At 72.5% G+C, this 12,915-nt stretch carries 10 protein-coding genes; 7 read left to right on the top strand and 3 right to left on the bottom strand.

Features of this window, described 5'->3' with window-relative positions; genetic code table 11:
• Positions 1-114: 114 nt before the first annotated feature.
• The 4 genes from C4B68_RS29275 (at position 115) to C4B68_RS29260 (ending at position 5,732) form a co-directional block, all read left to right on the top strand.
• Positions 115-738 carry a GntR family transcriptional regulator gene (locus C4B68_RS29275; protein ID WP_099500899.1) on the top strand — a complete coding sequence of 208 codons (624 nt, stop codon included), beginning with the start codon at positions 115-117 and terminating at the stop codon, positions 736-738.
• 395 nt (positions 739-1,133) lie between these two features.
• Entirely contained in the window at positions 1,134-3,836 is a 2,703-nt protein-coding gene (gene aceE, locus C4B68_RS29270; protein ID WP_099500898.1) for a pyruvate dehydrogenase (acetyl-transferring), homodimeric type, read from the top strand.
• Between the two features lie 230 nt (positions 3,837-4,066).
• Complete coding sequence (locus C4B68_RS29265; protein WP_099500897.1) at positions 4,067-5,110, top strand: helix-turn-helix transcriptional regulator; 1,044 nt, start codon at positions 4,067-4,069, stop codon at positions 5,108-5,110.
• Between the two features lie 103 nt (positions 5,111-5,213).
• Positions 5,214-5,732 carry a DUF4240 domain-containing protein gene (locus tag C4B68_RS29260; RefSeq protein ID WP_099500896.1) on the top strand — a complete coding sequence of 173 codons (519 nt, stop codon included), beginning with the start codon at positions 5,214-5,216 and terminating at the stop codon, positions 5,730-5,732.
• 128 nt (positions 5,733-5,860) lie between these two features.
• Here the strand turns inward: C4B68_RS29260 and C4B68_RS29255 are convergent, their stop codons facing one another.
• A complete protein-coding gene (locus tag C4B68_RS29255) occupies positions 5,861-6,616 on the bottom strand; it encodes a peptidoglycan recognition protein family protein (protein WP_099501163.1) in 756 nt (251 codons plus the stop codon).
• Between the two features lie 447 nt (positions 6,617-7,063).
• Between C4B68_RS29255 and C4B68_RS29250 the strand changes: the two genes are divergently transcribed.
• Positions 7,064-8,248, top strand: a complete 1,185-nt coding sequence (locus C4B68_RS29250; RefSeq protein ID WP_099500895.1) for a MarP family serine protease — start codon at positions 7,064-7,066, stop codon at positions 8,246-8,248.
• Positions 8,249-8,311: 63 nt separating this feature from the next.
• Here the strand turns inward: C4B68_RS29250 and C4B68_RS29245 are convergent, their stop codons facing one another.
• Entirely contained in the window at positions 8,312-8,809 is a 498-nt protein-coding gene (locus C4B68_RS29245) for a GNAT family N-acetyltransferase (RefSeq protein WP_099500894.1), read from the bottom strand.
• A gap of 85 nt (positions 8,810-8,894) precedes the next feature.
• Here C4B68_RS29245 and C4B68_RS29240 point away from each other — a divergent pair, with 85 nt between their 5' ends.
• Together C4B68_RS29240 and C4B68_RS29235 are read left to right on the top strand one after the other, a co-directional pair.
• A complete protein-coding gene (locus C4B68_RS29240) occupies positions 8,895-9,812 on the top strand; it encodes a TIGR01777 family oxidoreductase (protein ID WP_099500893.1) in 918 nt (305 codons plus the stop codon).
• A 172-nt stretch (positions 9,813-9,984) separates the two neighbouring features.
• Complete coding sequence (locus C4B68_RS29235) at positions 9,985-11,310, top strand: NAD(P)/FAD-dependent oxidoreductase (protein WP_099500892.1); 1,326 nt, start codon at positions 9,985-9,987, stop codon at positions 11,308-11,310.
• A gap of 9 nt (positions 11,311-11,319) precedes the next feature.
• Here C4B68_RS29235 and C4B68_RS29230 read toward each other — a convergent pair whose 3' ends face one another.
• Entirely contained in the window at positions 11,320-12,798 is a 1,479-nt protein-coding gene (locus tag C4B68_RS29230; RefSeq protein WP_099500891.1) for an NsdA family TPR-like regulatory protein, read from the bottom strand.
• Positions 12,799-12,915 lie beyond the last annotated feature (117 nt).

Raw genomic sequence — 12,915 nt, 5'->3', positions numbered from 1 at the left:
CTGCGGGAAGCGCCCCCGCGCGCCTCTCCCCGGAACGGGCGCGGCCTTATTGTCTAAACGTCAAACGCCCTAGGCGCCCGCATGGCCCGCGTGCCCCTCCTAAAAGGAGCCTTCATGACCGCGCCCGTCGTCCACTCGCTGCGCGAACAGATCCGCGAGCACATCGTGGAGGGGATCGTCAGCGGGCGCTGGAAGCCGGGCGAGCGGATCGTGGAGCGGCGGATCGCGACCGAACTGGAGGTCAGCCAGACGCCGGTGCGGGAGGCGCTGCGCGAGCTGGAGTCCCTGCGGCTGATCGAGTCGGCGCCGAACAAGGGCGTACGCGTCAGGAACCTGACGGCCGCCGACCTGGAGGAGAGCTATCCCGTACGGGCCGGTCTGGAGGCCATCGCGGCGGAGCTGGCGGCCGCGCGGCTGGCCGAGGACTGCTCGGCCCTGGAGCCGCACGTCACGGCGCTGTACGAGGCCGACCGGAAGGCGGACGGGACCGCGCAGGTCCGGCACACCGTCGCCTTCCACCGCGAACTGGTGCGGGCCGCGGGGAACTCGGTGCTGCTGCACACCTGGGAGGGCCTGGGCATCGAGGTGTTCACGGCGCTGTCCATCCGGTGGCTGGGGACCGTGCAGCAGTCGTACGCGGAGGAGCACGAGGCGCTTGTGGACGCGTTCCGGCGGCGGGACCCGCGGATCGCCGACCTCGTGAAGGCCCACGTACTCGGGTGCGCCCCGCGCGCGTGACGGGACGGACCGCTACGGGAGGGACGGCTACGAGGCGGACCGCGACGGGACGGCGCAGCGGAACGGACGGCCACAGCGGACGGCCACGGCGGAACGACGCAGTGGAGCGGGCCCACGCTCAAGCGTCGCCCCACCTGCGAAAACCTTCGATTTCAAGGCACCCGGTGCCCGCCATGAAGGCACCGGGTGCCTACTTTCGCGAACTGGCGAGGTTTTGCGTCACATCCCTTTGATCGATCATCGATCAGGGGGTTACAGTCACCGACGGGCCGCGTGGCGGAGCCGCACATCGGCACCGCACCAGAGCCCGCCGCCCTGTCCTGCCAAAGACCAAGGGCACCCCCGAAAACCCCTTACCGACGAGGGAACCCCCTCCGCATCCGGAAGGCGGCGCAATGACCGACCCCACCGCAATCCAGCCGAGCGAGCTCGACCAGCTCCCGGACCGTGACCCGGAGGAGACCGCCGAATGGCAGGCCTCCCTGGACGCCGTCACCCAGGCGGCCGGGCCGCACCGTGCCGCGTACCTGATGCGCCGCACGCTGGAACGCGCCGAGGGCAACGGTCTCGCGCTGCCCAAGCTGCTTGAGACCGACTACGTCAACACCATCCCCACCGCCGCCGAACCCGTCGTGGACGGTGACGAGGCGATGGAGGCCCGGATCACCGCCTGGAACCGCTGGAACGCGGCCGCGATGGTGACCCGGGGCAGCAAATACGGCGTGGGCGGCCACATCGCCACCTTCGCCTCCGCCGCCTGGCTCTACGAGACCGGCTTCAATCACTTCTTCAAGGGCAAGGAGGCCGACGGGTCCGGCGACCAGCTCTACATCCAGGGCCACGCCTCCCCCGGCATCTACGCCCGCGCCTTCCTCGACGGACGCCTCAGCGAGCGCCACCTCGACAACTTCCGCCAGGAGGCGGGCGGCAACGGCCTCCCGTCATACCCGCACCCGCGGCGCCTGCCCTGGCTGTGGGAGTTCCCGACGGTGTCGATGGGCCTCGGCCCGCTCTCCGCCATCTACCAGGCGCGCTTCAACCGCTATCTCACCAACCGCGGCATCAAGGACGTCTCGCAGTCCCACGTGTGGGCGTTCCTCGGCGACGGGGAGATGGACGAGCCGGAGTCGACGGCCGCACTCGCGCTGGCTTCCCGCGAGGGTCTGGACAACCTGACCTTCGTCATCAACTGCAACCTGCAGCGCCTCGACGGCCCGGTCCGCGCCAACTTCAAGATCGTGCAGGAGCTGGAGGCCCAGTTCCGCGGCGCCGGCTGGAACGTCGTCAAGAGCCTGTGGGGCTCGGCCTGGGACGAGCTGTTCCAGCTCGACACCACGGGCGCGCTCGTACGCCGACTGCGCGAGGTGCCCGACGCGCAGGTGCAGACGTACCAGACCCGCGACGCCGCCTACATCCGCCAGGACTTCTTCGGCGCCGACCCGGCCCTCGCCGAGATGGCGAAGCTGCTGAGCGACGACAAGATCCTCGAGTGCTTCCACCGCTCCCGCGGCGGCCACGAGTCGCGCAAGGTGTACGCGGCCTACAAGGCGGCCCTCGCGCACAAGGGCGCGCCGACCGTGATCCTGGCCCAGACGGTCAAGGGCCACACCCTCGGCAAGGGCTTCGCGTCGAAGAACGCCAACCACCAGATGAAGAAGCTGACGGTGGACGAGTTCAAGACGATGCGCGACCTGCTCGAACTGCCCATCCCCGACAGCCAGTTCACCGACGGCGTGGTCCCCTACGCCCACCCGGGCGCCGACTCCCCCGAGGTCCACTACCTCCAGGAGCGCCGCGCGGCCCTCGGCGGCCCGGCCCCGGCCCGCCGTACGCACGCGCTCGCCCCGCTGCCCGCCCCCGCCGACAAGGCGTTCGCCGCCTTCGACAAGGGCTCCGGCTCGCAGAACGTAGCGACGACCATGGCGTTCGTCCGCCTGGTCAAGGACCTGGTCCGCGACAAGCAGAGCGGCAAGCGCTGGGTGCCGATCGTCCCCGACGAGGCCCGCACCTTCGGCATGGAGTCGCTCTTCCCGTCCCTCGGCATCTACTCGCCCAAGGGCCAGACGTACGAGCCGGTCGACCGCGACCAGCTGATGTACTACAGGGAGGCCAAGGACGGCCAGATCCTCAACGAGGGGATCACCGAGGCCGGTTCCATGGCCGACTTCATCGCCGCTTCGACGTCGTACGCGACGCACGGCGAGGCGATGATCCCCTTCTACATCTTCTACTCGATGTTCGGCTGGCAGCGCACGGCCGACCAGATGTGGCAGCTCGGCGACCAGCTCGGCCGCGGCTTCCTGGTCGGTGCCACGGCCGGCCGTACGACGCTGACGGGTGAGGGTCTGCAGCACGCGGACGGCCACTCGCCGGTGATCGCGGCGACCAACCCGGCGGCGCTGACGTACGACCCGGCGTTCGCGTACGAGATCTCCGCGATCGTCAAGGACGGTCTGCGCCGGATGTACGGCGAGGCGGCCCCGGGCGAGGACCCGAACGTCTTCTACTACCTGACGGTCTACAACGAGCCGATGCCGCAGCCCGCCAAGCCGGCCGGCCTCGGCATCGACGAGGGCATCGTCAAGGGCCTGTACCGCTTCAACACGGCCGAGTCGGCGGGGCTCACCCCGGTCGCCAACGCTCCCCGCATCCAGCTGCTCGGCTCCGGCACGGCGATCCACTGGGTCCTGGAGGCGCAGAAGCTCCTCTCCGAGGAGTGGGGCGTGGCCGCGGACGTGTGGTCGGCGACGTCGTGGACGGAGCTGCGCCGCGACGCGCTGGAGGCCGACGCGGCCCTCCTGCGCGGCGAGGAGCGCGTGCCGTTCGTCCGCCAGGCGCTGCAGGGCGCCGAGGGCCCGGTTCTCGCGGTCTCCGACTACATGCGCCAGGTCCCGGACCAGATCGCGCAGTGGGTCGAGCAGGACTACTCCTCGCTCGGTGCCGACGGCTTCGGTCTCTCCGACACCCGTGAGGCGGCCCGCCGCCACTTCGGCGTGGACGCCCAGTCGATCGTCGTCGCGGCACTGGCGCAGCTCGCCCGCCGCGGTGAGGTCAAGGCGTCGGCGGTGAAGGAGGCGCGGGAGCGCTACGGCCTGTAGGGACAGGGGTTTTTCGCCCCCTCCGCCCCTACCCGTCCCGTACCTGGGGGCTGCCGCCCACAGACCCCCGCATCGGCCTGAACGGCCTCGTCCTCGAATGCCGGACGGGCTAGAAATAGCCCCTCCGGCGTTTGAGGAGCGGGGTCTGGGGCGGAGCCCCGGGATCGGGACGGGAAGGGGCGGAGGGGGCGAAAAACCCACCCCACCCCCACCCCGGCATCATGAAGGTCATGCGCGCTGCCCGGCTCATCAAGATGGTGCTGCTCCTTCAGTCCCGGCCCTCCATGACCGCCGCCGAACTGGCGGCGGAGCTGGAGGTGTCCGAACGGACGATCACGCGGGACGCGCAGGCGCTCTCGGAAGCGGGCGTTCCGGTGTACGCGGACCGCGGGCGGGCCGGGGGGTACCGGCTCATCGGCGGATACAGGACACGGCTGACCGGCCTGGCCCGCAGTGAGGCCGAGGCACTGTTCCTGAGCGGCGTACCGGGGGCACTGCGCGAAATGGGCCTGGAGGACACGGCGTCGGCGGCCCGGCTGAAGGTGTCGGCGGCGCTCCTCCCCTCCGTGCGCGACGCCTCGCGGACGGCGGCGCAGCGCTTCCATCTGGACGCGCCCGCCTGGTTCAGCGAGCCCGAGACGCCCGAGCTGCTGCCCTCCGTCGCGGACGCGGTGTGGGACGACCGGCCGGTCGTCGCGCGCTACCGACGGGGCGAGACGGAGGTGGAGCGGACACTGGAGCCGTACGGGCTCGTGCTCAAGGCGGGCGTCTGGTACCTGTGCGCGCGGGTCCCGGAGGCGGGGTCCTTCCGGGTGTACCGGATCGACCGGTTCAGCGCGGTCGACGCCGGCGAGGAGCGCTTCCGCCGGGACGGCGCATTCGACCTGCCCGGGTTCTGGGCGGAGCGGGCCGAGGAATTCGCGCGGTCCATCCTGCGCGCCGAGGTCGTCGTACGGCTGTCCCCGGACGGCATACGACGACTTCCGTACGTCGTTGATCCCGCGTCCGCGAGAGAGTCCCTGGAGGCGGCCGGTGCCCCCGACGGCAGGGGCTGGGTGACCGTCACGCTTCCCGTCGAGTCCGAGGAGGTCGCGCACACCCAGCTCACCGGACTCGGTCCGGATGTGGAGATACTCGCCCCGGCGGCGCTCCGTCACCTTTTCGCGCGGGACGCGGCCCGGCTGGCGGCGCTGTACAGCGAACCGCGCTCTACGGGTGAACGTGCCCTGAATACGGGTCACCTCGCCCTTGAAATGCCTACGAACCCGGCATGAAATGCGTACGAACCCGGCGGTTTTACCTTCGGCATGTGCACGCATAACAATCTGCACCACTCCACGTGCGCCCCTCCCGTCCAGGCCCGATGCTTGACCCGTGATGGACGAGACGGAGTTCTGGGAGCTGGTGGACACGACCCGCGAGGCCGCGGAGGGCGACCCCGAGGAACAGGCCGACCTGCTCGTGGAGCGGCTCGTCCAGCTGGACCCGGACGCGGTCCTCGACTTCGCCCGCCACTTCGAGGCCCGCTACAACCGCTCGTACCGCTGGGACCTGTGGGGCGCCGCCTGGGTGCTGCTCGACGGCGCCAGCGACGACGCCTTCGACTTCTTCCGCTGCTGGCTGATCGGCCAGGGCCGGGAGGTCTTCGAGGGCGCGGTGCACGATCCGGACGCGCTCGCCGACCTCCTGGACGACTTCGACGAGGAGATCGACGGCGACGGCGAGGAGCTCGGCTACGCGGCGGACGAGGCGTACGAACAGCTCACCGGCACCGTCGCGCCCGACCTGGGCATCCCGCCCGCACCCGCCGAGCCCAAGGGCACACCGCTCGACTTCGAGAACGAGTCGGTCATCGCGGAGCGCTACCCCAAGCTGTGGGAGCGCTTCAAGGACTGATGCCGCGTCGAGCGCTTGGGTAAGCAGCGCTTGGGTAAGTTCAGCCCCCTCCGGCGCTTGAGGAGCGGGGGTTTGGGGGCGGAGCCCCCAAGGGACGGGAAAGGGCAGGGGCGGAGGGGGCGAAAAACTCACCGCCCCTGCAGCCGGGCCGCCCGCTCCCGGATCTCGGGGAGGCGGGCCGTCAGGGCGCGGCCCGGGCAGGTGGTCATGAAGCCCTCGTTGTGGCCCGCCACCACGGGCAACTCGGCAGCGGTCCCGGCCCGGAAGCGGCTGTGGTTGTTGCTGGACACCAACCGCACCTCACCCCGCGGATCCACCCCCGACATCCCCAGCTTCCACGCGACCAACGCCGCGATCGCCTCGGTCATCGCCCGCGGCACCGGCGTACCCGCCGTGAACGTGCCGATGGCCGCGACCCCGGCGGTCCGGTGGTTGAACCCCTGCGCGTGCGCCCCGGTGACGGGCCGGTCGACACCGCCCGCGCGGCCCTCGTAGATGGTCCCGCAGCGGTCGACGAGGAAGTTGTAGCCGATGTCGTCCCACTGCTTGGCGCCGGTCTGCCCGGCGTAGAGGTCGCGGATGACGCGGGGCGCCTCGGCGCAGTCGTACCCGTTCGGCGAGTCGGTGTGATGGACGAAGATCGCGACGACCCGGTCGTCGTAGCGGGGCGGCGGCTGGCCGTGCGTGCTCGCGGCGTCCAGCCATCGCGACCGCGGCACGATGGGCGGCCGGGCCGCCGATTGGACGGTCACGGCGGGCCGCGGCGCGGCGACCGGCGGCGTGTCGACGTGGACCCGCTCCACCCCGACCGCGCACATGACGAGCGCCACGACGGCGGCGATCCCGGGCACGCACCCGAGCGCCACGAGGACCGCCCGCGGCATCCGCACACCCGAGGTGAACTGCCCGGCGCGCGCGGTCCCTGCGCCCGCCCACCACCGCACGCCCCACGGCGCACGAACCCCATACGCCGCATCATGAACCCCACGCGCCGCACGAGTCCGATGCCCCGCGCGAGGCCCAAGCACCGCACGGGCCCCACGCATCGCGCGAGCCCCACGCACCCGCCCCGACCGCACCGCACGCGACGCCCATCCCCGAGCTCCCACTCGGGCCCCCCGCGTCCTCCGGAAGACACGCATGGGACCCACCCTGACCCGGGTCCGTTCCCTCCGCGATGTGCGATGTGCCACCTGGTGGAACCATCGTCCCGGTCCGGGACGTTTTTATGTATCCGCGCACGCGTGGCCGCTTTCCCGGGGCCACGCGCGCGTGTCTGATCACTGGGCCCGCCCCGCGCGTACTAAGGGGCCCGAGAGAAAGGCGGCTCCGTGGACGTGCTCGACCTCCTGCTGATGCTGGTGATCCTGGTCTACGCAGCCTCCGGCTACCGCCGCGGGCTGGTCGCCGGCTGTGTCTCGCTGGCCGGCTTCGTGGGCGGCGCCGTCATCGGCGTATGGGTGCTGCCGTGGATGATGGACCTGGTCACGGCAGGCACGCCGGGTGCGACCGTGACGGCCGTGCTGACGGTGCTGGTACCCGCGGTGGTGGGCCACGAGCTGGCTGGACGGCTGGCGCTGAAGCTGCGCCGCGAGCTGGACCGCGGGCCGCTGCGGGTGGCCGACGGAGTCGGCGGGGCGGCGGCGAACACGGTGGCGGTGCTGCTGGTGGCCTGGGTGGCCGCGAGCGTCCTGGGCGCGTCCTCCTCGACGCTGGTGACGCAGTCGATCCGCAACTCGGCGCTGCTGGGCGCGGTGCAGAACGCGATGCCGGAAACCACGCCCACCTGGTTCTCGCGCGCGACCTCCGCGCTCACGGAGGCGGGCTTCCCGCAGGTCTTCAACCCGTTCGAGAACGAGCCGGCGGCGGGCGTCGCGGAGCCCTCTGGGGACAGCGTCACGGCGGCCGCGGCGAACGCCGCGAAGCTGAGCACGGTGAAGGTCGAGGGCTTCGCGGGCAGCCAGGGCCGGGAAGGCAGCGGCTTCGTCTACACGTCCGAGCATGTGATGACCAACGCCCACGTGGTGGCGGGCATCGACGAGCCGACCGTCCGGGTGGGCGGGGTCGGACCCGCGTACGAGGCCAGGGTCGTGTTCTTCGACCCGCAGAGGGACGTCGCGGTCCTGTACGTGCCGGGTCTGCGGGCGCCCGTCCTCTCCTTCGACGACAGCGCCACGCGCGGCGACTCGGCGGTGGTGGCGGGCTACCCGCAGGACGGCGGCCTCGACCTCCAGGCGGCCACCGTCGCGAGCCGCATCAACGCCACCGGCCAGAACATCTACAACTCGGACACCGTCACCCGCGACATCTACGCGATCCGCTCCACGGTGCTTCCCGGCAACTCGGGCGGCCCCCTCCTCACCACCGACGGCAAGGTGTACGGCGTCGTCTTCGCCCGCTCGACCTCGGACGACGGGACGGCGTACGTCCTGACAGCGGACGAGGTCGCGAGCGACGCCCGGCAGGCGGCGAACGCCACGGCGCCGGTGGACACGGGCGACCTCGTCGCCTCCTGACCCGCGTCACCTCGTGCCCCTCCTCGCCTCCTGCCGCCCCTCGTCGCCTCCCGACGGAACCGGTCAGAGCGAGCGCCCCATGAGTACGTCGTCCACGTACTCCCCGTCGATCAGGAACTCCTCGGGCAGGATCCCCTCCACCGCGAACCCCTCCGATTCGTACAGCTTGCGCGCCGGGGTGTTGTGCCCGAGGACGCGCAGCGTGATCCGCCGGGCGCCCTGCCGGCGGGCCTCGTCCTGCACGGCCCGCAGCAGCGCGCGCCCGACCCCGGCGCCGCGCGCCGCGTCGGCGACGACCAGTCCCTGGATCTGGCGCACATGGGCGTTGGAGGCGAGGGGAGTCGGAGGTACCAGCCGGATGTAGCCGACGACCGTGTGGCCGAGCTCGGCGACGAGATGGTCCCGTGGGCCGGACCGCTCGCCGAAGAAGGGAGCGTACGGCGGCCGGGGACGCGGCAGGACGGCGTGCAGCGGGGACCAGGCGGCGCGATCGAGCCGGCCGAGGACGTCCTCGTCGTCGGGGCCGCCGGCGCGTATGTACGGATCTGGCATGCGGATCACTGTACGGGGGCCGTACGAGGGGCCATCCCGTCATTTCCCCTTCCGTCCGGGCAGCATGAACGCTCCGTCCGGGCAGGATGAACCCATGAGCCACTCACCCCTTGCCCCGGGTTCCCGCATCGCGATCGCCGGTGCCTCCGGCCTGATCGGTTCGGCGCTGGCGCGCTCCCTGACCGCGGACGGACACGAGGTGGTCCGCCTCGTCCGCCGTGCGCCGCGCGCGAAGAACGAGGTCCGGTGGGATCCGGAGCGGGAGCGGATCGACGCGGCGGGCCTCCTCGGCTGCGCCGCCGTGGTCAACCTCGCGGGGGCCGGGGTCGCTTCGCGGCGCTGGACGGAGGCGTACAAGCGGAAGATCCGGGACAGCCGGGTGCTGGGGACGGCGACGCTCGCCGAGGCGGTGGCGTCGCTGGACGAGCCGCCGCGGGTGTTCGTCAACGGGAGTGCGATCGGGTTCTACGGGGACACGGGCGGGCGTGCGGTGGACGAGTCGGCGCCGCCCGGGGACGGGTTCCTTCCCTCGCTGTGTGTGGAGTGGGAGGAGGCGACGGGGCCGGCCCAGGAGGCGGGGGTCCGTACGGTCTGCGTCCGTACGGGCCTTGTGGTGGCCCGCGGGGGCGGGGCCTGGGGGAAGCTCTTTCCGCTCTTCAAGGCGGGGCTCGGCGGGCGGATGGGGGACGGGCGGCAGTACTGGAGTTTTGTCTCGCTGCACGACGAGGTGGCCGCGATCCGGCACCTCATCGATACGGAGTCGGTGTCAGGACCGGTGAATGTGACGGCTCCCGAGCCGCTGACCAACCGTGAGATCACCGAGGCGATGGGCCGCGTGCTGCACCGCCCCACCCTCTTCACCGCTCCGGCTCCCCTCCTCCGTCTCGCCCTCGGCGACATGGCCGGTGACACCCTCGGCAGCCAGCGCGTCCTGCCCACGCGGCTTCTGGAGTCCGGGTTCCGGTTCGCGTTCCCGTCGATCGAGGGAGCGTTGAGGGCGGCGCTGGTGTGAGAGGGGGCACCCCCGCCGGGCAGGCCACATGCACCCCCATGCGCCTGTGCACGGCCACCGCGCCACTTGCCCCGACCGCCACCGCCCCTACCCTCGACCCGAACTCGGGTATCCCCTACGCCTGTTGGGGGCATGACGTCCCCACCGGCCGCGCAACCTCGAGGAGGGGCACGTGCTAGAGCCCGTACGCCAAGAAGACGTTGACGTCGTCATAGTGGGAGCCGGAGTAGCCGGCCTCGCGGCAGCCCGGCATCTGACCAGGGCGGGTCTGACCACCAGGGTCCTGGAGGCGGCCCCGACCGTCGGCGGCCGGATGTCCACGGAGAAGGTCGACGGCTTCCGGCTGGACCGAGTGGGGCGGCTCCTGTCCACCTCGTATCCCGAACTGCGCCGCACCCCGGGCCTGAACTCCCTGACCCTGCGCCCGTTCTCCCCCGGCGTCCTGCTGCACAGCGACGGCCGCCACCACCGCGTCGCCGGCCCCGGCATCCCCCGGAGCGCAAGGGGCGCACTCACCACCGCGCGCGCCCTCGCGAGCGCCCCCCGTCGCCCCCTCGGCGGCCCGCTGGACCAGTCCCGGCTCGCCTCCGCCCTCGCCCGCCTGGCCACCACCGCACCGGACCGCCTCCTCGCACGCCCCGACGTACCCGTCGCGCAGGCGCTCACCAGCCGGGGCCTCCCGGCCCGTACGGTCGACGGCTTTCTGCGCCCCCTCCTCGCCGCGCTCCTCTGCGACCCGGCCCTGCAGACGTCCAGCCGCAGTGCGGACCTAGCCCTGCACTCCTTCGCGACGGGCCGCCTGTGTCTGCCGGAGGGCGGCGCCGACGCGCTCCCGGAGCTCCTCGCGGCCGCCCTCCCGCCGGGCACGGTCCGCACGCGCGTCGATGTCACCGCGGTCTCCACGACGAGCGTGACGACCAAGGACCACGGCGAACTGACCTGCCGCGCGATCGTGCTCGCGACCGGAGCCCGCGCCGCCGCCCACCTGCTGCCGGGGCTGCACGTGCCCGCCTTCCACCCGGTGACGGTCCTGCACCACACCACGGACGAGCCCCCGCTCACCGACCCGGCGCTGCTCCTGGACGCCGACCGGAGCGGCCCGGTGGCGCACACCGCGGTCATCAGCCAGGTCGACCCGACGCGCGCCCCCGCGGGCCGCGCCCTCATCTCCTCGACCGTGCTGGGCACACCGCCGGCCGCCGCCCACCTGGACGCGGCGGTCCGCGCCCAACTGGCCCGCCTCTACCGGACGTCGGCGTCCCGCTGGGAACTCCTCGCGGTCCATCACGAACCCGAGGCGGTCCCGGCGATGCCGCCGCCGCACGACCTGCGCCGCCCGGTACGGCTGCTGGCGGGCCTGTACGTGTGCGGCGACCACCGGGACACGAGCACGGTCCAGGGGGCGCTCCACTCGGCCCGCCGGGCCGCCCACGCCCTCCTCACGGACCTGGGCGCCCAGGCGGCCCCGTTACACGAAACCCTGGAGACCGCGGCCTGAGCCGCCGCCTCAGCCGAGCGCCGCCACCTTCTCCCGGTACCCGCGTACGGGTGCCGCGTCCTTGTAGGGCTCCAGGCGGCGCTCGAAGTCCTTCACGTACTCCACGGCCCGCACCGACCGCATCTCCACCGCCTGCCCGGCGGCGTCCACCGCCAACTGGCAGGCCTGGTCGAGCTCTCCGAGCCCGAGCCGTGCCGAGGCGAGCACCACGCGGCAGAAGAGCCGGCTGCGCGCATAGCCGGGCGCCCGCAGGTGCAGCGAGCGCTCGGCGTGCTGCGCCGCGGCGCGGAACTGCTGAAGGTCCCGGTGGCAGTGCCCGAACTCGTCGGCGAGCTGCGCCTCGTCGAAGAACCGCGCCCAGTACGGGACCTCGTCGCCGGTCCGGGATGTCTCCAGGGCGCGCTCGGCGCGTACGAGGGACGCCGTGCAGGCGCGCACCTCCCCCAGCACGCCGTGCCCGCGCGCCTCGACGGCGTGCAGCAGCGCTTGCACCACGGGGGGCGCCGCCGATCCGGCGCCCTGCTGGGCGACCCGCGCGAGCTGCACGGCCTCCCGCCCATGGCCCAGATGGACAGCCTGCCGGCTCATCGTCACCAAGACGTAGGAGCCGTACGCCCGGTCCCCGGCCGCCTGCGCGAGGCGCAGCGCCTGGACGAAGTAGCGCTGCGCGAGTCCGTGCGCGGCGATGTCGTACGAGGTCCAGCCGGCGAGCCGGGTGAGGTCGGCGGCGGCGGCGAACAGGCGCCGCCCGGTCTGCTCGCCGTACGCGCCGCGCAGCATCGGCTCGGCCTCGTGCTCCAGGTAGCGGACCAGGGCCTGGCGGGCGTGCCCGCCGCCGTACGCGTGGTCGAGGGAGCGGAAGAGTTCGCCCACCGAGCGCAGCGCGGCGATGTCGCCGCCGGTGACCTTCTGTCCGGGGCCGCGCTCGGTCTGGCTGCGCTGCCGGGATGGGGGTCCCCCCTGTTCGGGCGAAGCCGGGGACTTGGGGGAGTCCGTGCGGCCCTGCGCCGGGATCCGCACGGGTCCCGGGTCGCCGCGGCCGACCTTGTCGTCGGCCCGGCCGATCAGCCAGTCCCGGCTGGGGACGACGAGCCCGGCCGGGGTGAAGGCGATCTTGCGCAGTTCGGCGTGGCTGCCGGAGTCCTTGCGCCACAGCCCACTGACGATGTCGACGGCCTCCTCGGGCGTCGCGGCGAACTCCAGGCCCGCGTACACCGGGGCGCAGGCGTCGAGCCCGAGGTCCTGGGCGCTGAGCCGGCGGCCGAGGCGCCGGGTGAACACCTCGGCGATCAGCGCGGGTGTGGTGCCCCGGGGCTGCTGTCCGCGCAGCCACCGGGTCACCGATGTCTTGTCGTATCTGAGATCGAGCCCGTGTTCGAGGCCGAGCTGGTCCACGCGACGGGCGAGACCTGCGTTGGAGAACCCCGCTTCTGCGATGAGCGCGGCGAGCTGGCGGTTGGGGGTGCGCTGCGCGGGTCGTTCCGTCATCTGCGGTGCGGTCTCCTGCCTTCCGGGTCCCTGTGACATGCCCGGATTGCCTGTGAGCAGCCCTTATGGCCTCATGAACGGCGCGAATGTAGCGGAGAGTGAGCACCCGATCGCACA

Source organism: Streptomyces dengpaensis, from assembly GCF_002946835.1.
Taxonomy (GTDB): Bacteria; Actinomycetota; Actinomycetes; order Streptomycetales; family Streptomycetaceae; genus Streptomyces; species Streptomyces dengpaensis.
This window is presented reverse-complemented; position numbering and strand designations above follow the sequence as displayed.

Coding starts and splice junctions, on each gene's coding strand:
- C4B68_RS29275 (WP_099500899.1), top strand. CDS start 115: ATGACCGCGCCCGTCGTCCACTCGCTGCGCGAACAGATCCGCGAGCAC.
- aceE (WP_099500898.1), top strand. CDS start 1,134: ATGACCGACCCCACCGCAATCCAGCCGAGCGAGCTCGACCAGCTCCCG.
- C4B68_RS29265 (WP_099500897.1), top strand. CDS start 4,067: ATGCGCGCTGCCCGGCTCATCAAGATGGTGCTGCTCCTTCAGTCCCGG.
- C4B68_RS29260 (WP_099500896.1), top strand. CDS start 5,214: ATGGACGAGACGGAGTTCTGGGAGCTGGTGGACACGACCCGCGAGGCC.
- C4B68_RS29255 (WP_099501163.1), bottom strand. CDS start 6,616: ATGCCGCGGGCGGTCCTCGTGGCGCTCGGGTGCGTGCCCGGGATCGCC.
- C4B68_RS29240 (WP_099500893.1), top strand. CDS start 8,895: ATGAGCCACTCACCCCTTGCCCCGGGTTCCCGCATCGCGATCGCCGGT.
- C4B68_RS29230 (WP_099500891.1), bottom strand. CDS start 12,798: ATGACGGAACGACCCGCGCAGCGCACCCCCAACCGCCAGCTCGCCGCG.